Genomic DNA, 23,105 nt, shown 5'->3' with positions numbered 1-23,105 from the left:
GGGGATATGAGCTAGTATGCTAGCAGAACAGCAGATTAACTTTTTTCATCATGGAAACTCGAATTAACAAACGCACCCACAGCGATTACACCCAAAGTGCTGCCTATCTGCCCAAGGATTTAGTTAAAATTTTCAAACAGCTAGCTCTTGAGTTAGAAATAGGGCACAGTGAGGCAATGGAAGAAGCTGTCAGGATGTGGTGTGATGCGGCAATCAAAAAGGTAAGTCAACCTTGATGAGGTATCCTACACCCAAACAAAATTTGACTTGTTTTATCCTCTGCCAAAACCTCACAACGTTTCTACTACCTATCTTTATAGTCAGATTAGATGAACGAACAGGAGACATCTATATCTTGGCTGGTGATGAAACTGGTATTGTAATTAACCCTAATGGTAAATGGAGATACGACGAATGACCAAGCCTAAGTTTGCAGCAATGAGCAAAATAGAGTTAAAACGTTATTTATTAGAGAATCGTAATGATACAGAAGCTTTTCACGCTCTAATGGATAAAATTAACGCTGAACCTAACCCAAAGTTTTATACCATAGATGAAATTGGTGAACTGGAAAAACTAATAGAAGCAAAACGGACACGAGAAAATCTCTAAAAATTACTGAAGAAAGGCAGAGGGCAGTTATTGCTGGAGGCAGGAAGAAGAAAATATATTTATTTGCCCTCTGCCAAACGGGTTTAACACAGTCATAAATACAGGTAATTTTTAGTCGTAGATTAGAAAATGACCGCGATCGCCAACTCAAATATGATATTTGTTCAAATCTTTGTGAAGCAGAAACTTTATCAGCAAGCTACGACTGATTACGCCAAATATGAGGATTTAACTCCATTAATGCTTTTGTTGCATCATGCCCAAGTGTCTCAAATGCGACATATTGAGAACCCATCCCGTAGTTCACTTGATGCCCAGTAGCTAACCAAAAGTAGCCTCCGCGCAGAGACAATTGGTCGTATGCAACCAATCCTTCCTCACGAAAAAACTCTTTCATATAGTCGCGGTCAGCACCAATGCCCATTCCTCGTCCTACATATTTAGTATGGCATTGGGCAACAATATCTTTGCTGATGGCAGTAATCCGTTGAGAGACAATCATCCAGCCAATTCCTAGTTTCCGAGTAGTATTAAAGGCATCACGAATGACTTTTGTTACCTCATCATCACCATATTGCGGTGCCCAACGCGGCCCTTCATCTAGAACTACTAAGCCATTGCGGGTTACTCCAAGAGCTTTAAAATCACTCTCAGCCTTACGCTTAGTTTTGCTAAAAATCTCGTACATCACATAATGTTGCTCTGACTCTGAAAGAGTAGCCATATTAATGAGAATGATGCGTCCTTGATCCATGAAACCTTGAACTAGTTCATCAATACTGTATTTGCCCTCAAAATATTTCATTACGCCATTGGTATATGCACGAATCCAAGAACGATTTTGAGCGGGGTTTGTTTTTATCTCTTGAGCCTCGGTTAATTTTTCATTACGCTTTGCACCAGTGTAAATAGAGGGAATTTTATCAATAGCCTCATCAAGTACTCTGCCAGGTTGAGCAAGAGCTAAATTAACTTCTTTGTCAAATATTTCTTCTGTCACTTTGTCTGCTAATTGCTCAGACTTTTCACCGTGCATATTGAGAATTCGTCGGAGTACAGGATTAAGCAATTGCTTAAATGAGGTTTTACTTGTCAACCTTACCTCGCTAATAGGGATATATTGAGGTTTGCGTCCTGCTTTATTTAATAATTCAATAAAATTGAATTTAAAATCTCCTTTCGAGTGTGAACCGCCCCTAGAAATATCTCCAGCCGTATCAGGAATTAAGCAGCCTTGTAGTGGATTAGCAGCAAGTTGAGTGGCTATTAGCGATAAGGCAAGAACTGTTTTACCAGAACCATTTTGACCAAATATACAAGTGTGTTTAGCTTCTCCATGCCCTCCATCATCCCATTCACCAAAGTGTCGATTTACTACTGACATCGGCATTGAAGGTTCATCTGGTAAGTTCCCAATGACTGCTTGATATTTGTTCTCTACCTGGTAGTCTACAATCTCTGTATCATGCAAAACTCTTAAGAGAGTCCCTGATTTTGGTGGACAAGCTATACCCGAAAAAGCACCATCAGAAGCTCGAATACAAGCAATAATTTCTACTTCAGCCGTCAGAATATCGCAATCACCAGAGTAGTAAGGTAAATACCCCTTATCAGCGATAACTTGCTGAAATTCCTGAGTTTCATGAATAGGGTTAACCATGTCTACACGATTTATTCGACATAGCACGCGCTGCAATCCAATATCTGAATTAATTTCTATTTCGCAAAGTTTTCCACTAATACTGCGGTTTTTAACCTGGCTAAGAATAGTAACGTTTAACTTTCCTTTTTTGAAAGAATTAACGGTGGCAATACAATCTTGTTGCAGTAACATATTTATCGACGTGCAGAGGTACGAAAAGAACTAAATAACTTAGGGTAACGACCAACATTGACTTCGCCATATAGACTAATCACAGATGTCGCCTGCTTGGAAAGTAAATCAGCTAAATATAGGGGCATTGGCTCCATAATGCTGCGGGTCTTGGTTTGCGCTTGAACTACACCCAACACTTCATCTAATTCGCAAACCTGCTCGTTATAATGAATTGTCATTACACTCGACCAAGGCCAAGGGCGGAAATTGACAATTTGCATATTCTTGAATGTCAATTCCACTTGCTGATGCTGGGTTTCCAAGGATTTATCAGCAGTATGAGGCTTGCCATAACCTTGGACTTTTGAACCGTGGGAAGACTCAAAAACTTGTTCGTAAGTAACAGGTTTTGTATATTCTCCTGCTTTAAGCGCCAACCCCAAAATTAATTTATCAGATGGGATAAAAGCTGTTGTTATGATACCAGATAGCGCTTTGAGTTGCTTGGAATAAAATTTGCTAATCCCTTTTTTACTTATAGAAATTAGTTTTTCGGCTCCCGTACCACCCCTGCCGCCAAAAATACTAAACCAATCAGAATCTCTATTAAGAAGACACCTTTCGTAGATATCCTGAACTAACTCCCATTCAAGAAAATCAGGGTCTTCCACTGTTGTGTCATCTTTGGGCATGGCAGCAGCAAATTTGCACAAATCCCAATTTAGAGAGGTAAAACTTCCATCGTACATCACCCATTGACCTGACTCGCAGGTGTAACGCAAAGCGGCTAATTCTTGAGCAACACGAAGGTACGAAGCAACCTTGTTGAATGTTTCGCTAGATGTACCATATACCGACTGGAAAAAATATTTTGGTTTAATTTCTTCACAAGTAGAACTAACTACGCCAACTGCTAAAGCGGTCGAAATTTCTCCATAATCACGAGAAACAGTGCTAGCATCTGCACCTAAAACTGGCACATCAAGTATTGTACCATCAAAGATTTTTACCCATTCCCTCGCAATTATTTCTTCTCTGATTTGTTCAACATTATCAGAAATCTCTTGGTGCAATTTTTCCATACAAGGATGAAAATTATTGTCCAAGTCAAGTTGTACTTCCTCGAAGAATAAGGAAGTAACAGGAACTGAATGATTGCTATCCATTTCGCTGAAAAATTAAAAAGTGAATTTGACTCAACTATTAAATTTCACTCCTGCGATAGGCTGAAACTCTTAGTTGAGTCCAAAATACTATTTGATTGTTTCAGCCAGACTACAGCTGTTTTTTAGCCGTGTCAACTAAATTATTGAGCTTTTTGGGAATTTCTCTATTAGCGCTCATCCACCGTCCTAAAATAGCTGCACAGTATTCAGGATTAAGTTCTGCACCATGACAAGTCCTACTTAATTGCTCCGCAGCCATCAGAGTAGTTCCACTACCCAAAAATGGGTCGATAATAACATCATTTTTAGCAGTTAATCGTTCAATCCAGGTTAATACAAAATCAATTGGTTTTCTTCCAGGATGGTCATTTTCGTCGCCATCTACAGGCTGGATAATGCTTTGAGAATAGTTTTGATTACGAATTCCAGTAATTTTGTAAGGACTAAATTCCTTGCAAAATACTGCTGCAATAATATGATTGCCATACCCCATCGGACTTTTACTCATACCGTTTTGTATCCAGTGAGCAATCATGCATTTGTAGGGCATAGTAGTTTTTCTAAGAAAGTGGGAACAAGATTCGTCGCCTGGTGTGACAATTACCAAATCTGCTTTCTCAATCAGCCAATCGTGATTCCATTCAAAGCCTATATCCCAATCTGCCATCCCTGCATTGTATGGAGGGTCAGCGATTGCTAGCCTAGCTGGTGGTGCATTCCATGTGGCAGAGTCACAACAAGTTAAAGTGTGATTTCCGAGTTGCCACACATCACCAAACAATACAGATGGCGACTCTGATATTTCCATAGCTAAAACCTGACTAACTGCCTGCTTAATTGTCTGCTTGGCTATCTCCTGCTTGACATCCTTACGGTATTTAACTAATTTTTTGATTCTTTTGCCCGTTGACTTATCTAAACTAAAGCGTCTAATTACTTCTCGTTTAATTTTTTCTGGCTCTGCTCTCATCTGATAAGCATCTGCAACTGTTACCTCACCATTGCGGATATGCTCCCAAACTTCAGGAAATGAATTCTTGATAGACTTTGCTGCTTCTATGTTTCTAGTACTGACGCTCAACTGTTCTGCCGCTTCCCTTGTACTTATCAAGCCGCGAATTTGCGGCTTGAAATTTTCTGATCTTCTATCCCCACCATGCTGTAAATTTGCAATATCAGCAGCAATAGCCGCCCTTTGGCTTTCACTCAAATGCCGTCGTTTAACGTTGAGTGAAATAACTTTCCACAAAATTTGGAATTCAGTTAAGTCAACATGGTCAATTTTCTGCTTAATACCTAATTCTTTACAAATCTCATAGCGATGCCGACCATCAATAATCTGGTTAGTCCCTTTTAGAACTGTAATTGCTATACCCTGCCCATTGATAGCAATGTCTGCCCTCAAATTTTGAAATTCTTGTGGGCTAAGAGGTGGAAACAAAAAAATATAGGGATGGTAAGTTAGTTCTTCTACTTGCCGGTGATGGCATTTAATATTAGATTGTTTTCTAGGCATGATTCAGAACCCAAGGACTACTGAATTGTGGTTACTTGCCTTTACCAGAGGCAGGGAGCGGTATCCTTACCGCCTTTGCAAAATTATACTGGCTAATTTTACTATAGTACACTAGTACTGCTAAAATTTTATTATTGACTCAGGTACTGCTTTTTGCTCAACAGTGGTTGTAAAGTTTAGTTTTTACAGTTGATCCCAGACTTTAATTACTTCACCATCTTTAAACACAAGTACTCAAGAGTCCACTTGGACGAAAACTGCTCAAATGAGAACCACTGATCAGTATTCTCTTTAACCCAGATAAAGTCATCGTCTTCCTTCCGACTGCTGATTACAATTCAAAATTTTTTAGCCAAGCCATACCATTCACTAAATAGGTCTGCTGGATGGTTTTCTTTACCAAGGGGCTGATTAGATTGCCATGCATCCTCTGTGGCAATCTAACCATCCTGAGTGGATTGCTTCAGTTGCGATCGCTAAAGCTCAAACACATTACCATGACTATGAAGTGAAACCTGCCAACCCATTTCTAATTCTCCGTCGTCCAGGTGACTATGCATGAAGTTGCTTGATACCAGATACTACTTGTATAGATGGAGGAATAGTCCAGGCGAGTTAGCAATTTGGTAGATGTTTTCATGGTTTAGTTTAGAACTACTTGCAGAATTCAACCCCTTAAAGGAGTGGGTTTCTTGCACTTGGGCTATGGGGAATGGGACATGGAGATGGGATTCCGTACCGTAGGGCATACGGAAACGTTAATCTTCCTAGAAATATCGATCTCTGCATGGGTGGAATAATATCGTGTCTGATTGAAGACTTATCATTAAGACCGCCGAGGTGAAGACTTTTTGGGCTTTGTGCATAGATTCGGGAATTATAACTAATTAGCCGAAGATAATATCAGTGGTGGGATAATGTCAAAAAATCAAGAGTGCCTAACTCCGAAGGATGAGCTTATGCTAGTCTAAACTAAATCACTACTCCGAGGTTATGCTTATGCTGGTATAAACTAAAACATTTTTTTTGCAAAAATATAAATATAATTTTAATGTAGATATGTTTTAAGATTGATGTGTTTGTGTTGGATATTCAGCAAATAATTGCAGTCAAGAAAGGGAGGCTATCCTCAACCCAATCAAATTTGATAAAAAATAGGGCTTATGCACTTTACAAATAAATCATCTTGTGCATTTACATCTAGACATCCGTTCAGCCTTTTACAAACCATATTTTATTAGTTGGGTAGGTTAGCAAAAACCGCAGGTATCGCAAAACTCTACCTAGAAGCCTTGAAAAGCATAGTTGTTATTTTGGCTTGGCTTCTCTGTCAATGCTTAAGTCATAAAAAATTAATCAGCTTGTTTACATAATAAATATCCTAGTTTGCTTTATTACACCCTAAGATATTTACTAAATAATAGTTTCAGAAAAAATTATTATTTCACTTACTAACATAAATAATTGAAACCCTGATATAGACTAATATTAGCTTGAAAAAACTAACAATTGTTATTGCTGTTCTGAATGAATCAGATAATTACGGTTTTATCCAAAATAGCAGCAGATAGAACCAAGGGCATAAATATATAAAGAACTTAAAAGTTTTTTACCCAATATCTTGTTCCTTTTTTGTCAAGATAAATATTAATCTTAAATAGGAGTAACACAATGAAAACAGTTGGGATGTATCGTCGAGCTTATCCGAGAGTCTCAGAAACTTTTATCGGAGAGCAAGCCCATAATTTACAAACATACAAACCGTTATTTCTTACTTGTAAGCTATTAGAAGAAATTCCTTTTGACAATATTGCTATTAGTGATAATGATCAATGGAAAATTAAGCAATTATTTCATATAATTTCTGCTTCACCAAATATGTTTGGAAAAGAGGCTGAACTAAAAAATCTAAAATTAATTCACGGACATTTTGGGCCAGATGGTATTTACGCAATGCGATTGGCAGAAAAATTAAATATTCCTTTCATCGTCACATTTTACGGTTTTGATATCACAGTTTCACGTCGCTCTATGTGGCTGTCAGGTAATCCAGCATTTTATCAATTTCTTTTGCATGAAGAAGAATTAAAACAAAAAGCATCTAAATTTATTGCTTTTTCTAGTTTTTTGTATAAAAAGATGATTGAATATGGTTATCCTGAAGATAAAATTATTAAACTAAATAGTGGTATAGATTTAGAAAAATTTGCCCCAGCGAGTGAATCAAAAGGTGAAAGATATATTTTATGTGTAGGCAGACATACTGAAAAAAAAGGAATTGATACCCTATTAAAAGCCTTTGCCAGGATTTCTAGTAGGCATCCAGATGTGTCAGTAATTCAAATTGGAAATGGCACAATGACTGAAAAATTCAAAACTCTAGCAGATGAGCTTGGTATTAGTAATAGAGTCAATTTTATGGGTGCAAAACCTTATGAAGTGATTCAAAAAACCATGAGAAATGCAGAAATATTTTCTCTACCCAGTCAAACAGCAAAGAACGGTGATAGCGAAGGTTTACCGCTTTCAATATTGGAAGCCGCCGCTTCTGGTTTACCAATAGCTTCTACTTGGCATAGCGCTATCCCTGATGCGATTTTAGATGGAGAAACTGGCTTTTTAGTTGATGAAAAAGACGATCGAGCTCTCGCGGAAAAATTAGATATTCTCTTGTCCGATCGGGCTTTAGCTAAAAGTATGGGTAAAAAAGGGCGAGAGTTTATTTGCGAAAATTTTGATATTCGCAAGCAAACTGCCAAGCTAGAAGCTATTTATGATTTAGTAATTAGTTAACGACACTCAAGTAAGAGTATCTCAATTTAGATTACTGAACCTCAAGCATTTGTTAATGAGCAGAAGTTTTCTAATGCCTTGTTTGGAGACAAGTCTCCTTTTTTTAGCCATCCGTATGGTTATTTATTCGCGATCGCCAGTTCTCATAGATTATATTACAATACAGTTCAGTTAAGCATTTCTTTCTTCTCTCAGTGCCCTCTGCGCCTCTGTGGTTCGTTAAAAAATTGACTTTGACAAAGAGTTTTAGCCTTAACTGAACCGTATTAGATTATATTAGTAGCAAAACTTCCTGCGATCGCAGAATAATTCCCCCAAAAATCAAGGTAGCAAGCTAAAAATTTATATAAAGCTACTAAAGATATAAAATTTCCTCAGTATCTACCGGACAGCGCTATTCCGGGTTAGGATGATGACTAGCAATGCTTTGATTTAGCTATCGATATTGAATTGTTGAAATTTTATGGACCATAGTCCACAAGATGGCAGTATCAACCTCCTCTGAGCTGTGGTGAGGAAGTCTCCCAGCGCGGGGGAGACTTAGGAGATATATATCATGCTCACAGAAGATATTCGTGATTTGCTAACTGATACTACCGATTTAAACCAGTTGAAATGGGATTTAAATCGCTTGCAACCTGTGGATGTGGGAGACTACATTACACAATTGCCTGAACAACAACGGGCGATCGCATTCCGTTTACTCAACAAAGCTCAGGCAATTGATGTATTTGAATATCTGCCGACAGAGGTGCAGGAAGAACTAATTAATTCCCTACACGATGTCCAGGTAGTGCAACTTGTAGAAGAGATGAGTCCCGACGAACGGGCAGAATTGTTTGATGAACTACCTGCTGGAGTAATTAAACGGCTGTTGCAGGAACTCAGTCCAGAACAAAGACAAGCAACAGCAACGATTCTCGGTTATCCAGAAGGCACTGCTGGGCGGGTGATGACAACCGAATATGTCCGGTTGCGACAAGGATTGACTGTAGGCGAAGCCCTGAGCAAAATCCGCCGTCAGGATGAAGACAAAGAGTCGATTTACTACGCCTACGTTACAGATGACAACCGGACGCTGGTGAGAGTAGTTTCACTACGGCAATTGCTGTTTACCTTTCCCGATGTTTTCATCAAGGATATTGCTAGCGATCGCGTCATCAAAGTTAAAACTGAAACTCCTCAAGAAGAAGTGGCGCGAATTATGCAGCGCTACGACTTAATCGCTATCCCCGTTGTCGATCGAGAAGACCGATTGGTGGGCATTGTCACCATTGATGATGTCATGGATATTTTGGAAGAGGAAGCCACAGAAGATATCCAAAAACTGGCGGGTGTCAGCGGTGATGAAGCAGCTTTATCCTCTCCCTTACTCACCATCCGCAACCGCTTGCCTTGGCTGTTGGGCATCATGGCCATGTATATTGGTGCAGCCAGTGCGATCGCGCCTTTTCAATCTGTAATTGCCGCAGTGCCAGTTCTAGCAGTAATTATGCCGATTTTTTCTAACACTGGTGGTACTGTCGGTATTCAATCATTAACGGTAACAATTCGCGGCTTGGGAGTGGGAGAAGTAACACCCAAAGATACCTTAAAAATTCTTCGCAAGGAACTTCTAGCTGGTTTAGGTACAGCTCTGGCTTTAGCCACAACGATGATCCTGCTTTCCTTAATTTGGGCGCGGCCCCAAGAGCGATGGGTGGCTTTAATTGCCGGCATGGTCATGGCAACTAATACAATTGTGGCTGTTACACTCGGCACTTTACTGCCAATGGCTTTGAAACGACTGAAGCTTGACCCCGCCTTGGTTAGTGGCCCATTAGTGACTACAATGCTAGATACAATTGGGTTTTTAACATTCCTCAGCCTAATTTCTCTAGCTTTAAACGTTTTTCATTTACCAGCGTGAAGGGATTGGGCATTGGGCATTGGGCAGAAGAGTCAGAGGAGCGGAGGGGCAGAGGAGCAGAGGGGAAAGAACTGCTACTTCTCCTCGGTTACAGAGCATAGCCGTTGGCGCAGCCTCTCGTAGAGAAGTGCTGCTCCCCTGCTCCCCTGCTCCCCTGCTCCCCTGCTCCCCTGCTCTCCTGCTCCCCCGCTCCCCTGCTCCCCTGCTCCCCAAATTCTATGCCTACTACTACCTGGAATCGTCATCACGTTCTTTCTTTAGCTGACTTTACTACCGCTGAATACGATACAGTTTTGCAAACTGCTGCCTCTTTTCAAGAGGTGCTATCACGGCGGACAAAGAAAGTGCCAACCTTGCAGGGACAGGTGGTGGCGAATTTATTTTTTGAATCGTCTACTCGCACCCGCAGCAGTTTTGAACTCGCGGCGAAACGTTTAAGTGCGGATACGCTAAATTTCGCCGCCGCCACATCTTCTATGACTAAAGGAGAAACAATTCTCGACACGGCGAAAACCTATTTGGCGATGGGAACTGATATTATGGTAGTCCGCCATCGAGAGGCAGGAGTACCGAATGCGATCGCATCTGAAATGGATCGTCTAGGTGTACGAGTTAGCGTCCTGAATGCTGGTGATGGTCAACATGAACATCCTTCCCAAGCACTGCTAGATTTATTTACCATAACTACTCTAATTGACCCAGATCATCCGCGACTGGAACTTTTAAAGGGGAAAAAAATTGCCATTGTTGGGGATATTCTCCATTCTCGCGTGGCGCGATCGAATATTTGGAGTTTAATTGCCAGTGGTGCCGAAGTCCATCTGGCAGCACCACCAACCCTCTTACCTAAATTCTTTGCCGAGTTTATCTCGGAGGAAGTAGAAGGCAGAAATTATTCCCCCAATCCCCAACTTTTTCTACACTGGCAGCTAGAACCAGCTTTACAAAATGCCGATTTTGTCATGACTTTACGTCTGCAAAAAGAACGGATGACGGCTCATTTGCTGCCAAGTTTGCGAGAATATCATCAACTGTTTGGCATTACACGCACAAAACTGGAACTTTGTAAATCTAACGTCAAAGTTTTGCATCCAGGCCCAGTCAACCGTGGTGTTGAAATTAGTTCTGAATTGATGGATGACCCAGAATTTAGTCTCATTCAATCACAAGTTACCAGCGGTGTTGCTGTTCGGATGGCGCTGTTGTATTTATTAGGCAGCGGTAAAGCTTAATAAAATCTCAGTTTGAAATTTACTCCCATAGGACTACGTTACGGAAGAATATCTAATCTCATCGAATTTATTATTCTTCCGATCGCATGAGGACAGAATTCTCTAATCTTGGCACACTGGTATCGTAGAAGATCGGGATTTAATGACTTCTAGAAGTGTCCGAGGTAAATTATGAAACGAGTTTTTTTGACGGCAGCAGCCTTACTCAGCACGCTATCTTTAGCTGCTCCCATTCCCGTCAAAGCAGAAAATTCCGCCCCTGTCCGCCGCTTGTTGGAAACTAGAGAATGTTCGGGATGCAATCTAGCAGGAGCTAACCTCAAAGGCGCTCATCTAATCGGTGTTGACTTGAGAAATGCAAATTTAAAAGGAGCTAATCTCGAAGGTGCTAACTTAGAAGGTGCAGATTTAACTGGAGCTAATTTAAAGTCTGCTAATCTTACACAAGCATTTGTTAGCGATACGATGTTAAATAATGCCAATCTTACCAACGTGAATTTGAGTAATTCCCGTTTATATAACAGTGACGTAGATGGCGCTGTTTTAGCTAATATTGATTTAAGCGGTGCTGATGTATTTAATACTGCCATTAGCATTGGTGGTGAATACTAATGATGAGTCATGATTTCCAAGTGATGAGTTAAGAGTTCAACTTTTAACTCATCACTTCTTAAGTTTTATTCGCCGGTAATCGATAGTTCATTAACCCAGATTTTCGGGCAAACTCCCCCTGGCGTTAACTCTGGCTCTTTTTCTACATAAATTATTGACTTCAAGAGTTCCAAGAAATCGCCAGCAACAGTTGCTGACTCAATACTCGTCCTCACTCCCTTATTAACTAGCCAACCATCAAACGGCAAAGAAAAGGAACCTTGCAAGGATTTAACTCCAGCATGGAGAGCTTGTAAATCATCGATAAAAATCACATTTTCAGCAGTTTCTAAGTTCAACTCTTGCTCAGGAGTTGCTGTTGAAAACACGTGATAAAAATTGGGACTGACGCTGACTTTTGCACCAATACTAGCATTACCCGTTGGCTGGGCATTTAACCTTTTAGCAGTGCCAGCACTATGGAGAAATCCTGTTAAAACGCCATTTTCAATCAGTGAAATCTGACGAGTGGGAGTTCCTTCGCCATCAAAACTTTCTGCACCAACGTTAGCTGGGTGCAGTGCATCATCAACAACTGAAAGCAGAGGAGAAGCAATTTGCTTACCTAAATCATCAGGAGTAGATAGACTTTGATTGTCTAAAATACTTTGGGCATTGAACAAGTTAGAAAAAGCACCCAACAGACTTAAGAAAGCTTCTGCTGAAAAAACAACTCGATATTTACCAGTTTTGATTTTTTCATAATTCAAGTGACTGATAGTTTTATCGGCGGTTTCTTTGATGCAACCATTAATATCTAGATTATCTAAATTTTGGTTGATTCTATAAGCGCCTGCACTGCGAGGTTTTTTCCCTTCTTCCTCAGTTTTGCTGTAAAGATAAACTGATGCTAAGGAGTGAGATTCAGTTCTCACCGCACCCTCGCTATTGAGATAAAATCTGTCAATATCTCTTTGAGACAAACCGTTATAAGGCACACCTTTAATTGCTGGATGAGCTGCTAGTAATTCTTTTTCAGCTACCAACAATTTTTCTATGAGTTCAGCAACAGGTGCTTGAGGTACTTTATTCTGAGGTTTACTTGGAATCGGAACAGTCGCCTCTGGACTAAAATCAGGGACATTTTCTTTAACACCAAAAAAACTGGCTTCATAAGCAGTTTTCAAAGCTAATTCCAGTCCCTTGGGGTCTACATCTGTGGTGCTGGTGACACCCATCGTATTCTCTTCATTCCAGACACGAACAGTAACACCAGAGCGATTTGAAGCTTTAACTTGTTTCGGCTCACCTTGGTCTACTTGCACGTTAGTGTCATCTACTGTTGAGCCATAAATGTCGAATTTCTTAATGCCAAGCTTATCAGCATTATCCTTGGCAGAATTTGCAATTTCATTTATATTCGGCATAGTCAATTTTTAGATTTTGGATTTTCTTGCTCCCTACTTCAGCCTGGGAGTGTAATAATAGAAGGCTTCTGCCTCCTAGATAAAATAGCCACCAGGAAGGCGTTTCCAGGTAGAACCTGGAAGTTGATAAAGTTATCTTCCCCCGACGGTAATAGAATCAACCTTGATGTGGGGTTGTCCTACCGTGGTGTAAATACTGCCACTGACGGAACCACAAAAACCCGGTGCAATTTCCAAATCTTGGGAACACATGGAAATTTTATTCATAATTTCCTTGGCTTCACCAATGAGAATTGCTCCCTTTAGCGGTTTGGTGATTTTGCCATTTTCAATTAAATAAGCTTCATCAACACTAAAGTTAAATTGGCCTGTAGCACCAACGCTACCACCACCCATTTTTTTACAGTAAATACCTTTATCAACAGAGGCAAATAATTCATCATTGCTATATTCGCCAGAATCAATATAAGTATTACGCATCCGGCTAGCAGCGGCATAAGTATAATTTTGGCGGCGTCCACTTCCAGTTCTGGGATGTCCAGTGCGTGAGGAACCTGTTCTATCTGCTAAGAAGTTTTTCAGAACGCCTTTTTCAATTAAGAGGGTTCTTTGAGCTGGCATACCTTCGTCATCCATGTCAATTGTCCCGAAGGCATTTTCAGAGCGCCCTTCATCCCAGGCTGTCAAACTTTCGTGGGCAATTTTTTCGCCTTTTTTGTCAGCAAAGGGAGTGGTATTGCGTTCTATTTGAGTGGTTTCTAGTAAGTGTCCGCAAGCTTCGTGGAAGATTACGCCGCCAAAGTGATTGGCCATAATGATGGGATAAGTACCCGATTCCACGTAATCTGCGTAGAGCATTTTTCCAGCCGATTCTGCTATTTTCTCGGCGGCTTGTTGAGAATCCCAAGTTCTCAAGAAGTTGGCATCGCTAGTATTACCCGCGCGATCGCCAATTGAGGTACGATTAGCACCATCAGCACACAACAGGTTAAATCCTACTGACTGCGTGAGGCGAATATCACGGGCAAAAGTCCCATCACTAGCGGCGATTAAAACTTCTTGCCAATCCCGGAAATAGGTAGCACGGCGCGATTGGATGTGGCTAGCTTTTTGCTTCAGGTGGGCAGTACCATCCAGGAGAATTTCTCCCATTTCTCGGATGGAGCTACACACAGGTAGCCATGCATCTTTACCTCTTTTGGTGGCGTAATCTCTCAGTAATTCTAGGTTGATTTCTGGGATGAAAGCCTTAGCAGTGGGTAGTTGCAATCCCAAGATAGAAAGACCTTTTTCTAAGGCTGCTTTCAAACCGGAAAACGAAAGGTCATTGGTGCTAACGTAACAGTCAGCTTTACCACGAAATACTCTGACTCCCGCGCCTGTAGACAGACTGGGTGAAATACTCGTGATAGCGTCATCTTCTGCAAGAGAACTAATATAGTTGCGACGCTCTAAAAATAATTCGATGAAGTCAGCACCAGCGGCGCGTCCAAGCCCCAGAAGGGTAGCCAGAGGGGCTTCCCAGGTTTCATCGAAACGCTCTGGTGTGGAGGAATATTGGAGAGTGGGAAGTTGATTCGAGAGAAGTAGCGTACTTGTAAGCATGAGTAGCCTCGTCTGCTGGCGTAGTTCAGAGATTTGACTGAAAAATCCTGGTGTGTTCAGTCTAACAAATGAGCAAAAGCCACAGTTGCTAGAAAAATGTGTGGATTTCCCTCCCCTTTTACAACGCCTTGGCAAATCCGTCCACAGACTTGAAATTTGGAGCTATTTGACGAAGAATTCAGAAGTCAGAATACAAAAGCGGAGCAAGGAAAGCTCCGCTTTTGGTTTGAGTGTAAAATATAATACATTTATCTTTATGTACTTATCTGGCACTCTTCTCAACGAAAGAATTCATACTTTTCTTCTCAGGTTTATTTACGATTTGCCATTTTCAGTGGAATTCTGAGTGTTTCTTGCTCTTTGAAAGTCTGACCTAAATTGGAAGTCTGCTCTGTTGATACTAGATTCTTAAACAAAAGCTTTAGCGTTCGAGTAATAGTTTTAAGAATTTTCATTTTGCTAGCAGTTGGCTTTTGATCGTATCTCAAAACCATTGGAATTTCTACAATTTTTGGTTTGAGGGCTTTGGCTTTTAGCAGTAAATCTATCATGCAAGCAAATCCACTTTCAGTGAATAGATTGTCCCCATAATACATATCCAGTTTACTGAGGAAAGTACGGTTATACAATCTGTAACCACAAGTGTAGTCTTTTACGCCTGGTACACGGGCGGCAATTCTGAAAAGCCAGCTGGCTCCGTAACTCATCAGCTCTCTAAATTTTGATAAGCCTATGACTTTAGAACCTTTGCGATATCTAGACGCGATCGCAATATCATAGCTACCAGCTATCATAGTGTCATACATCTTTATTAATAGCTCTGGTGGTTGAGTATTATCACAATCCATCGCCGCTAAAAAATCACCTTCTTTGGAAATTTCCAAGAAAGTCGTAAAACCTGTTTTAATTGCTTGACCTAAACCAGCATTTTTGGGATGCTGGACTAATTTTAGTAATATACCTAGTGATTGAGATTCATCTATTGCAGTCTGAGCAGTTTTATCGCTACTGCCATCATCGACAAGAATCAGTTCTATCTCTATATTAAAGATTTGCTGCAATGTTTGAAACTTTTTGAACAAGGGTCGAATTGATTCTTGCTCGTTATATGCAGGTAAAAGAACAAAAAGACTCATAAAGACCTCGTGTGATTTTTAAAATAAAGTGTGATTACTCAAATTTCAAGAATTTAGTAATGCTGATTTTTTGAGAAATTCATCGACTTGTCGAACTACTGCGTTGTTATTGACGCTATCATTGACCAACTGTGAGGTATTGACGACGAAAAAATCATCGTTTTCAGTACTCACTTTTGGAACAAGGCTGGAATAATTTAAAACTTGTAATGGCTGTACTTTAATGGCTCGATTAATATGTGCTGCTACAATGTCATCAGCTTTAAGTTCGGGGAACATTAAACGTATACCTTGGAAAAATATTGGACGTAATTCCTCATCTGGTTGTTTTAACAACGGGTCAGTGGAAAGGATATATTTTGGTAGGAATGTAATGTGATATCCTGCCGTCTCTTCTAAAGAAACTAAGTTACTCATACCGATAACTCCGGTAAAAGGAATATTTTTATCGGCAATATTTACTACGTAATAAGGAACTAGAGGCTTACGAGTAATCAGTACCATGCAGATTACACCCAGGTATTCTACTGTTTCAGTAGTGTCTGAAACCTTCACCAGTCCCTTTGCAGCAACCTGTTGCAAGATATTAACTGGCCCAGTAAAGATGACTTTATCAAAATGCTCTTTTTTACCCTGAGATTCTACCCACATTCCGCCCCCTGGATGAGGTGCGATATATTCAACCGCAACACCTTTGTGGATATGACCTCCAGCCGCGTAAATTAATTTTTCTATATGGTCAAAAACAGTTTTATAACCGCCGGAGACATAACCAAGTTGTTCTTTATTTAATGAAGAATCGCGCGCTGAAAATAGTCGTTTGATATAAGCCCAGATAAAAACTGCTGATATTCGCTTATAGTTTTCTCCTAGTTTGGATAAAAGTAAAGGTTTCCAAAGCTTTTCGTATGTGTTTTTACCACCGAGTTTCAAGAGCCAATCTTCAACTAAAATCTTCTCTAAGCGCCGCCAGTTATTCAGGCGTGAACCATATAGAAGAGTAAAAGCTAATCTGATTTTCCCTATAAGTCCAAATAGAGGAAAACGTAGGAATTCTATACTGTTACTAATAGAATAAAACTTTTTATTGTCATAAAAACCTGTTAAACTTCGATGCCAACGTAGTTTATCCCCAAGACCAATATCTCTGAGAAAATTTATTAAGTTAGTATCAGAAGGTAGGATAACGTGATAAAAGCGATCCCAGGTAAATAATCCGTAATCATGATAGGTAGTAAGTCCACCAAGCTGCTTATTACTATCAAAGACAGTGACTTTATACCCCTGATGTGAAAGACGTTGAGCTAATACTAGCCCAGTGATACCTCCGCCAACGATACCTATATTCATAAATTAAATTTAGTTTTTGTTAAAATGTTTTAGAGGATGATGTTCGGAAACTGTTAATATTAATAATCTGATGATAAAAGATTAATGCCCAACTAGAATAACGCCAGTTATAATAACGGAAATTCCTAACCACTGGCTAAAAACAACTTCTTCTTTTAAAAGATAGTGAGAAGCAATTGGTACGAATGCATACATTAATCCTAAAACTGGAAACGCTTGACTTAAAGGAATTGTCCGCAATACATAAAGCCACAATATAGTCATAAATGTATAGCAGATAAACCAAATCAAAAAATAACGAGATAATAAGAGATTTTTGAGAGATCCGCTTTCTCCTTTATTAGAGTTAGAGATGTAAAATCCATACTTGAGTGAAAGTTGAGCTGTTGTTCCAAACAAAACAACAAGTATTAAATTTAGCCAAGTAAAAATACTCATTTTCGATTTTTCAATATTATCTAAATTTGAGCTTTTTTATGGGGTTAACTACTAAAATAACCCCTAAGAAAATAGTGATAACTCCTACTATTCGATTTAATGTAATCACCTCATTAAAAAAGTAGTATGAACCGAAAAGTATCCCGACATAATTTAAACTTGTCAGTGGATAAGCAATACTCAATTTTACAGATCGCAGAGCCAATATCCAATTTACTATTCCTAAACAGTAGACAATAATAGCTAATGATAATTTTTGAATAAAATCCCAAGTAAATACTCCCTCATTTGTATAAAGCATGGCATTTTTCATCAGCAATTGTCCACAAATACTAAGTAAAATACTTACAAACAAAATAATATAAGGGATTATTTTAAAGTTTGAACTTTGCGACATAGATTTCATAGTACTCTGCCTTAATCAAGATAGTAGGTATGAACCAAGCAGTAAAAAGCCAGTTGTTTTGAACGTTTCATATCTCGGCAACACCTTCTCTAAAATTCGCTCTCTACTTCAGTAAATAGACAACAAAATTAGGAAGGCTATGCTTAAGTGACTGATATCAAAATGATCGTTGAAGCTCATGCCCTAGAGTTAAAAATTCAATACTATGTAATATTTCAGGATAGTTGCTCTATCATGGCAGCGTTCGAGATGATTCGGAGTAAATGCTTAATTTCTTTACTGGGTTATACTCTCAAGCAAACCAGTTTATTGCTTGACAATTTGCACAATCAATTTAGAGTTTGCCCAACTATGAATTACAGATATTTTCTGTGCTACCCAGTTTTGATCTAACAGTGTTTTTAGCGCGATCGCGATAATCTAATAGTAGATGCAGATATAAAGAAGGTTGATAACTTTGTCACCAATTCTCTCTACATACACAAAGTTTGCACTGTGCATAGGTGTAGACAGTTGTAGACATCGCTGATGCTGAACTCTGATTCCACACACATATTTAACAGATGCACCTAAACCAAAATGGATTGCTAGAATTTTTGATTAACCCATTTATTAACTTTCATCAGTTGTATCCTGCTGTCGAAATCTTTTAAAGATACTATCGATCTTCTCAAGCTATAAAACCTAGCTGGATTGATAAATATTCTCTATTTGCTTGCTCCAGGAAAGTTGATTAATGTGCTGAACATATCATAAAATTTCTCCCGACTCACAGACATATCTGTAATCTCGGCTGGCAATTAAGCCGATTTATAAAAGTAAAGGTTTTTACTCAAATTGAGTATGTATACGTACTCTTTTTGGGTATAGTAACGCAATAAGTAATACAAGTCTGGCTGGCGGCGTAAATCATAGAGAGGAGATAAATCAATCTACAGTAATACGCTTTACAGGTTTATGGGGAATTTTGCTGAATGTCCAAATGGAGCCTTTTTAACAAAACAACTAATGCAAACTAGCATCGCTTAATTAACTTTAAGTTGACGTTGGTTGCATTCAATTTGAGATATTTTTACACCATTTAGTATTAGGTTTGCTTGATTTATCCTCGTAATTTTAAATAGGCTTTTTTCTCCCAATTTATTGCTACATACAATTACTTACTAGAATACCACGAGAAAGGTGTGTTGCAAATTTATCGTTATACTTTATCAAAAATTTATCTACTGACAAATACACTTAAACAAAAACTTCATAAAATAAAATTCCTCCTTCATTATGAATTTTTGTCTTGAAAATTTGTACATTTATGAAGTATTTTCTGAGTATTAAACTTGTATTAAGTAAAAAGTGAGTATTAGACTCGATAAATGCAAAGCTAAGAGTTGACCAAAGGAAAATTGAAGCTCGAACAACAGTACTGGCACTGATAGTATCACACAAAATTACACAAAATTACAGCCAGAATTTTAGATGACAATCGAGAGTTTGAATTGTTTTCTATCTATCCACAAAAATTTCTATCTGAATTCACATATCTCATACAGAGCTATTAATCCGCCAATTTTACTTGGCTGGGTAGAGGTTTTTCTATTGTTTGGACTCATTGTCCTGCAAAAGTCTGTTGGTAATGACGAAGACAATGATTAATAATCCAAACTGAATCTGCCAAGGTGCTAATACTAAACTTAAGATAAAGCTAATAGCTGCGAATACACCTGCAAGATATGCTATTTCATCAGTACTCTTTTTGAACAAGTAGCCTGTAGCTAAAGCAGTACATAGTGGTATCAAGAAAAACAAAGGCATTTTAATAACCTCTGAACTAAAGGTTGTAGTGTTTTTAGAACAAATTTTTTGGAAGTGTGGTTAATCTTACATCCAATAAGGTTTTGGCTACAACAGTCGAGCGAAATAAATATTATAGAAAATCAAGATTACGCAACGTTGTATTTTATGCCAATTGGAATAATTATTGCGATAGATGAAGCGCCAAAAAGCTTGACAACTATTTTTTTGTGTTCAATGATGTGCGTAGCAAGTTTTAAAAGTTGGTATGAGACGCTACGCAAAATTGCGTAGTATTTAGAAACAGACAATTCCTGTGGGTGATGCTTTGTCGTTCTCCTCAATCAGCCAAGCTGCCCTGTGCTAGACAAGCTCTGATTCATCTACGCGGATTGAAAAGGTTATAAAACTTGCGTAGGTGGGTTTTGTCTATTTCGCCAATTGCACTCTTGCGAGCAATCATCTGGTAAATTAGCTTAAAACTTTGGCCTTGCGCCAGGATAAGGATCTAGCATATTACCTTTAGAAGTAGCATTTTCATTTTAGACACCTAATGCTGAACATTCCTCAAATACTGGCAACTGAAATAAACCTCAAATCCCATCAGGTGCAAAACGCGCTGGAACTTTTGGCGGAGGGTGCAACAATTCCCTTTATTGCACGTTACCGGAAAGAGCGCACCGATGAAATGAATGAAGTGCAACTACGCGAACTGGCCGATCGATATACTTATTTAACAGAACTGGAAGAACGAAAATCGGCGATTTTAAGTGCGATCGCCCAACAAGGTAAACTCACAGATGAACTCAAAGCTAAAATCTCATCCTGCTTACAAAAAACCGAACTTGAGGATTTATATCTACCCTATCGCCCAAAGCGCCGCACCCGCGCCACTATCGCCAGAGAAAAAGGACTCGAACCACTAGCAGACTTCATCAAGTCGTTAAATGTCAAAAATGCTGTAATTGCATCCTTGGAAGAAGCAGCGGCTAAGTATATTTCGGAAACGCAGGGAGTAAAAACAGCAGAAGAAGCGCTCAAAGGTGCTGCTGATATTTTGGCGGAAGAAGTCGCTGAAAAAGCTGAGTTACGCGCGTATATCCGCGATTATCTTTTAGAAGAAGGGGTATTTGTCTCCCGCATCAAAGATGATTATCCTGAAGGTACAACCAAATTTGAGATGTACCGTAACTATCAAATTAAGGTAAAAAACATTGCACCACACAATATGCTGGCGTTGTGCCGGGGTGAAACCGAAAAAATATTAAGCTTTGAAATTGCTTTTGATGAGGATGCGGTACTTTACTATCTTGAGTCGAAAGAAATTAAAACCAAAGTACGGACAATTCGGGATTTTTATCAATCAATGTTAAAGGATGCATTCAATCGTTTGATGAAAGTCTCTCTAATGGGAGAGGTTATTTCTGAGAAAAAAGTTTACGCAGACATAGAATCAATCAAGACATTTGAAACTAATCTGCGGGAGTTGCTGCTGTCTGCACCAGCGGGGATGAAACCAACCCTGGCGATAGACCCTGGTTTTAGAACTGGGTGTAAGGTTGCTGTCCTCGACCAAACTGGACAATTTTTGGAATATCAAGCAGTATTTCCCCACCAAGCGGCTGAACAGCGACTCAAAGCTGCACAAACTGTCAAAAATCTGATTGAAAAGTACAAAATTGAGTTAATCGCCATCGGTAACGGTACAGCGTCCCGCGAGACAGAGGAATTTGTCACGCAAGTATTGCAAAATATAGAACGCAAACCAGTTAAGGTGATGGTGAATGAGTCTGGCGCATCTATATATTCTGCAAGTAAAGTGGCGTTAGAAGAGTTTCCCGATTTAGATATTACCGTGCGCGGCGCAATTAGTATCGGCCGCCGTTTGCAAGACCCTTTGGCGGAACTAGTGAAAATCGATCCCAAATCTATTGGTGTGGGACAATATCAGCACGATGTCGATCAGAAGTTGTTGAAAAAGAAATTGGATGACACTGTAGAAAGCTGCGTCAACTACGTCGGCGTAGACTTAAACACCGCCTCCAAAGAACTTCTGACATCCGTATCTGGGATTACAGCAACAGTAGCCAATAATATTGTTGCTCATCGCAACCAGCATGGAGCCTTTAAAAATCGCCGACAACTGTTAAAAGTTCCGAAGTTGGGGCCAAAAGCTTTTGAACAAGCAGCGGGTTTTCTGCGGATTCGCGGCGGTGATAACCCTTTGGATAATACAGCAGTGCATCCAGAGAGTTATTCTGTAGTAGAAGCGATCGCATCCGATCTAAATGTGCCATTAAATCAGGTGACACAAATTGCCGAAAAACTCAAAAAGACCAATCTGAAGAAATACGTTACCGATAGCGTCGGCGAACCCACACTGCGCGACATTCTTAGCGAACTGGAAAAACCAGGTAGAGATCCTCGTGCTGAGTTTAAGTATGCCACCTTCAGAGAAGGAATTAAGGAAATCAGGGACTTAAATGTGGGAATGCAACTAGAGGGAATTGTGACGAACGTCGCCAACTTCGGTGCTTTTGTCGATATCGGCGTACATCAAGATGGCTTGGTGCATATATCCCAACTTGCTGATAGATTTGTAGACGATCCCAACAAAATTGTCAAAGTTGGACAAGTAGTCAAAGTCCAGGTGTTAGAAATCAACGAGAAACTCAAACGAATTAGTTTGTCGATGAAAGCAGTTAAACAATAATTAGAAACAGCAGATGGCAGTTTATCAAGTTCGATTTATCAATCCTACACTTGGATTAGATCGCACCATTCCAGTACCAGACGATCAATATATTCTTGATATGGCGGAAGAAGCTGGTATCCGCCTACCATCTGGGTGTAAACAAGGTGAATGTTCTGCGTGTATTGCTAAACTTATTAGTGGTGAAATCGATCAAAGCGAGCAAAAATTTCTGCGTCCAAGTGAAATACAGGCTGGTTATGTTGTTACTTGTGTAACTTATCCTTTGTCTGATTGCACTTTAGAAACCCATCAAGAACAAGTCTTATATAAATCAGCCCTTTACTATAAGCCTGAGTCTGAAAAATCTGAGCGATCGCAATAGTAATTGGTTAAGAAGATTTGTAGGTTGGGTTAAAGGTAGTGAAACCCGACAAAATTGTGAAAATGTTGGATTTCGTTCCTCAAATGCCACGTGCTTCTCCTGTCGGAGACGCTGCGCGAACAAGTCGGGGAGCCCGCACAACACAGTGGCTCCCCAACCGACCTCGGAGTACTTTTTTAAGTAAGACCTAAGTAAGTCGGCGGGAAAATTTATAAGTATGTAACGAAAATTTAACCAGAGCGG

20 protein-coding genes are annotated in these 23,105 nt (G+C 39.5%); 10 read left to right on the top strand and 10 right to left on the bottom strand.

All coding sequences use genetic code 11. The annotated features are described in order from the left end of the window. Nucleotides 1–50 precede the first annotated feature (50 nt). From ACM0OX_RS14835 to ACM0OX_RS14825, 3 genes are read left to right on the top strand one after another with little or no spacing between them, the layout of a single operon-like run. Nucleotides 51–236, top strand: coding sequence for a ribbon-helix-helix protein, CopG family (locus tag ACM0OX_RS14835; RefSeq protein ID WP_094328789.1), 186 nt, complete (start codon nt 51–53; stop codon nt 234–236). Continuing rightward, a complete protein-coding gene (locus ACM0OX_RS14830; protein WP_414515721.1) occupies nt 236–418 on the top strand; it encodes a DUF6888 family protein in 183 nt (60 codons plus the stop codon). Before ACM0OX_RS14835 ends, ACM0OX_RS14830 begins: the two co-directional genes overlap by 1 nt. Continuing rightward, nucleotides 415–612, top strand: coding sequence for a DUF6887 family protein (locus ACM0OX_RS14825; RefSeq protein ID WP_094341389.1), 198 nt, complete (start codon nt 415–417; stop codon nt 610–612). The genes ACM0OX_RS14830 and ACM0OX_RS14825 overlap by 4 nt, the downstream gene beginning before the upstream one ends. Nucleotides 613–811: 199 nt before the next feature. Here ACM0OX_RS14825 and ACM0OX_RS14820 read toward each other — a convergent pair whose 3' ends face one another. From ACM0OX_RS14820 to ACM0OX_RS14810, 3 genes are all read right to left on the bottom strand, one after another. Beyond that, on the bottom strand, nt 812–2,446 hold the full coding sequence (locus ACM0OX_RS14820) for an ATP-binding protein (RefSeq protein ID WP_414515719.1): 1,635 nt from the start codon (nt 2,444–2,446) through the stop codon (nt 812–814). A gap of 2 nt (nt 2,447–2,448) precedes the next feature. Then, nucleotides 2,449–3,594, bottom strand: a complete 1,146-nt coding sequence (locus ACM0OX_RS14815; protein ID WP_414515717.1) for a hypothetical protein — start codon at nt 3,592–3,594, stop codon at nt 2,449–2,451. A gap of 109 nt (nt 3,595–3,703) precedes the next feature. Then, a complete protein-coding gene (locus tag ACM0OX_RS14810) occupies nt 3,704–5,110 on the bottom strand; it encodes a DNA methyltransferase (protein WP_414515715.1) in 1,407 nt (468 codons plus the stop codon). Between the two features lie 421 nt (nt 5,111–5,531). Between ACM0OX_RS14810 and ACM0OX_RS14805 the strand changes: the two genes are divergently transcribed. From ACM0OX_RS14805 to ACM0OX_RS14785, 5 genes are all read left to right on the top strand, one after another. Further along, on the top strand, nt 5,532–5,672 hold the full coding sequence (locus ACM0OX_RS14805) for a hypothetical protein (RefSeq protein WP_414515713.1): 141 nt from the start codon (nt 5,532–5,534) through the stop codon (nt 5,670–5,672). Between the two features lie 1,109 nt (nt 5,673–6,781). Continuing rightward, entirely contained in the window at nt 6,782–7,903 is a 1,122-nt protein-coding gene (locus ACM0OX_RS14800) for a glycosyltransferase (protein WP_414515712.1), read from the top strand. Between the two features lie 556 nt (nt 7,904–8,459). Beyond that, nucleotides 8,460–9,812, top strand: a complete 1,353-nt coding sequence (mgtE, locus tag ACM0OX_RS14795; protein WP_414515710.1) for a magnesium transporter — start codon at nt 8,460–8,462, stop codon at nt 9,810–9,812. A gap of 218 nt (nt 9,813–10,030) precedes the next feature. After that, a complete protein-coding gene (locus tag ACM0OX_RS14790) occupies nt 10,031–11,044 on the top strand; it encodes an aspartate carbamoyltransferase catalytic subunit (protein WP_414515709.1) in 1,014 nt (337 codons plus the stop codon). A 171-nt stretch (nt 11,045–11,215) separates the two neighbouring features. After that, a complete protein-coding gene (locus ACM0OX_RS14785; RefSeq protein ID WP_414515707.1) occupies nt 11,216–11,656 on the top strand; it encodes a pentapeptide repeat-containing protein in 441 nt (146 codons plus the stop codon). Nucleotides 11,657–11,721: 65 nt separating this feature from the next. Here the strand turns inward: ACM0OX_RS14785 and ACM0OX_RS14780 are convergent, their stop codons facing one another. The 7 genes from ACM0OX_RS14780 to ACM0OX_RS14750 all read right to left on the bottom strand — a co-directional run bounded on the left by ACM0OX_RS14780 (nt 11,722) and on the right by ACM0OX_RS14750 (nt 19,806). Continuing rightward, nucleotides 11,722–13,062 (bottom strand): TldD/PmbA family protein, encoded by a 1,341-nt coding sequence (locus ACM0OX_RS14780; RefSeq protein ID WP_414515706.1) that lies wholly within the window; start codon nt 13,060–13,062, stop codon nt 11,722–11,724. A 132-nt stretch (nt 13,063–13,194) separates the two neighbouring features. After that, nucleotides 13,195–14,667 carry a TldD/PmbA family protein gene (locus ACM0OX_RS14775; protein ID WP_335007652.1) on the bottom strand — a complete coding sequence of 491 codons (1,473 nt, stop codon included), beginning with the start codon at nt 14,665–14,667 and terminating at the stop codon, nt 13,195–13,197. A 311-nt stretch (nt 14,668–14,978) separates the two neighbouring features. Next, nucleotides 14,979–15,803 carry a glycosyltransferase family 2 protein gene (locus ACM0OX_RS14770; protein ID WP_414515704.1) on the bottom strand — a complete coding sequence of 275 codons (825 nt, stop codon included), beginning with the start codon at nt 15,801–15,803 and terminating at the stop codon, nt 14,979–14,981. A gap of 45 nt (nt 15,804–15,848) precedes the next feature. Continuing rightward, nucleotides 15,849–17,153, bottom strand: a complete 1,305-nt coding sequence (locus tag ACM0OX_RS14765) for an NAD(P)/FAD-dependent oxidoreductase (RefSeq protein ID WP_414515703.1) — start codon at nt 17,151–17,153, stop codon at nt 15,849–15,851. An 81-nt stretch (nt 17,154–17,234) separates the two neighbouring features. Then, nucleotides 17,235–17,591 (bottom strand): EamA family transporter, encoded by a 357-nt coding sequence (locus tag ACM0OX_RS14760; protein WP_334928602.1) that lies wholly within the window; start codon nt 17,589–17,591, stop codon nt 17,235–17,237. A gap of 16 nt (nt 17,592–17,607) precedes the next feature. Then, entirely contained in the window at nt 17,608–17,997 is a 390-nt protein-coding gene (locus tag ACM0OX_RS14755; RefSeq protein ID WP_414515701.1) for an EamA family transporter, read from the bottom strand. 1,590 nt (nt 17,998–19,587) lie between these two features. Further along, nucleotides 19,588–19,806, bottom strand: a complete 219-nt coding sequence (locus ACM0OX_RS14750; protein ID WP_335199131.1) for a hypothetical protein — start codon at nt 19,804–19,806, stop codon at nt 19,588–19,590. A gap of 532 nt (nt 19,807–20,338) precedes the next feature. Between ACM0OX_RS14750 and ACM0OX_RS14745 the strand changes: the two genes are divergently transcribed. Together ACM0OX_RS14745 and ACM0OX_RS14740 are read left to right on the top strand one after the other, a co-directional pair. Continuing rightward, nucleotides 20,339–22,498 carry a Tex family protein gene (locus ACM0OX_RS14745; RefSeq protein WP_414515700.1) on the top strand — a complete coding sequence of 720 codons (2,160 nt, stop codon included), beginning with the start codon at nt 20,339–20,341 and terminating at the stop codon, nt 22,496–22,498. 13 nt (nt 22,499–22,511) lie between these two features. Further along, entirely contained in the window at nt 22,512–22,862 is a 351-nt protein-coding gene (locus tag ACM0OX_RS14740; RefSeq protein ID WP_335187482.1) for a 2Fe-2S iron-sulfur cluster-binding protein, read from the top strand. Nucleotides 22,863–23,105 lie beyond the last annotated feature (243 nt).

This window comes from Nostoc sp. PCC 9305 (genome assembly GCF_963920915.1).
GTDB lineage: Bacteria > Cyanobacteriota > Cyanobacteriia > Cyanobacteriales > Nostocaceae > Nostoc.
The sequence above is the reverse complement of the archived record's forward strand: the minus strand, read 5'-3'. Positions and strand labels throughout refer to the sequence as shown.

Excerpts from the sequence above, each read along its gene's own strand:
- ACM0OX_RS14835 (WP_094328789.1), top strand. The coding sequence starts at position 51 with ATGGAAACTCGAATTAACAAACGCACCCACAGCGATTACACCCAAAGT.
- ACM0OX_RS14830 (WP_414515721.1), top strand. The coding sequence starts at position 236 with ATGAGGTATCCTACACCCAAACAAAATTTGACTTGTTTTATCCTCTGC.
- ACM0OX_RS14825 (WP_094341389.1), top strand. The coding sequence starts at position 415 with ATGACCAAGCCTAAGTTTGCAGCAATGAGCAAAATAGAGTTAAAACGT.
- ACM0OX_RS14820 (WP_414515719.1), bottom strand. The coding sequence starts at position 2,446 with ATGTTACTGCAACAAGATTGTATTGCCACCGTTAATTCTTTCAAAAAA.
- ACM0OX_RS14815 (WP_414515717.1), bottom strand. The coding sequence starts at position 3,594 with ATGGATAGCAATCATTCAGTTCCTGTTACTTCCTTATTCTTCGAGGAA.
- ACM0OX_RS14810 (WP_414515715.1), bottom strand. The coding sequence starts at position 5,110 with ATGCCTAGAAAACAATCTAATATTAAATGCCATCACCGGCAAGTAGAA.
- ACM0OX_RS14805 (WP_414515713.1), top strand. The coding sequence starts at position 5,532 with ATGCATCCTCTGTGGCAATCTAACCATCCTGAGTGGATTGCTTCAGTT.
- ACM0OX_RS14800 (WP_414515712.1), top strand. The coding sequence starts at position 6,782 with ATGAAAACAGTTGGGATGTATCGTCGAGCTTATCCGAGAGTCTCAGAA.
- mgtE (WP_414515710.1), top strand. The coding sequence starts at position 8,460 with ATGCTCACAGAAGATATTCGTGATTTGCTAACTGATACTACCGATTTA.
- ACM0OX_RS14790 (WP_414515709.1), top strand. The coding sequence starts at position 10,031 with ATGCCTACTACTACCTGGAATCGTCATCACGTTCTTTCTTTAGCTGAC.
- ACM0OX_RS14785 (WP_414515707.1), top strand. The coding sequence starts at position 11,216 with ATGAAACGAGTTTTTTTGACGGCAGCAGCCTTACTCAGCACGCTATCT.
- ACM0OX_RS14780 (WP_414515706.1), bottom strand. The coding sequence starts at position 13,062 with ATGCCGAATATAAATGAAATTGCAAATTCTGCCAAGGATAATGCTGAT.
- ACM0OX_RS14775 (WP_335007652.1), bottom strand. The coding sequence starts at position 14,667 with ATGCTTACAAGTACGCTACTTCTCTCGAATCAACTTCCCACTCTCCAA.
- ACM0OX_RS14770 (WP_414515704.1), bottom strand. The coding sequence starts at position 15,803 with ATGAGTCTTTTTGTTCTTTTACCTGCATATAACGAGCAAGAATCAATT.
- ACM0OX_RS14765 (WP_414515703.1), bottom strand. The coding sequence starts at position 17,153 with ATGAATATAGGTATCGTTGGCGGAGGTATCACTGGGCTAGTATTAGCT.
- ACM0OX_RS14760 (WP_334928602.1), bottom strand. The coding sequence starts at position 17,591 with ATGAGTATTTTTACTTGGCTAAATTTAATACTTGTTGTTTTGTTTGGA.
- ACM0OX_RS14755 (WP_414515701.1), bottom strand. The coding sequence starts at position 17,997 with ATGAAATCTATGTCGCAAAGTTCAAACTTTAAAATAATCCCTTATATT.
- ACM0OX_RS14750 (WP_335199131.1), bottom strand. The coding sequence starts at position 19,806 with ATGCCTTTGTTTTTCTTGATACCACTATGTACTGCTTTAGCTACAGGC.
- ACM0OX_RS14745 (WP_414515700.1), top strand. The coding sequence starts at position 20,339 with ATGCTGAACATTCCTCAAATACTGGCAACTGAAATAAACCTCAAATCC.
- ACM0OX_RS14740 (WP_335187482.1), top strand. The coding sequence starts at position 22,512 with ATGGCAGTTTATCAAGTTCGATTTATCAATCCTACACTTGGATTAGAT.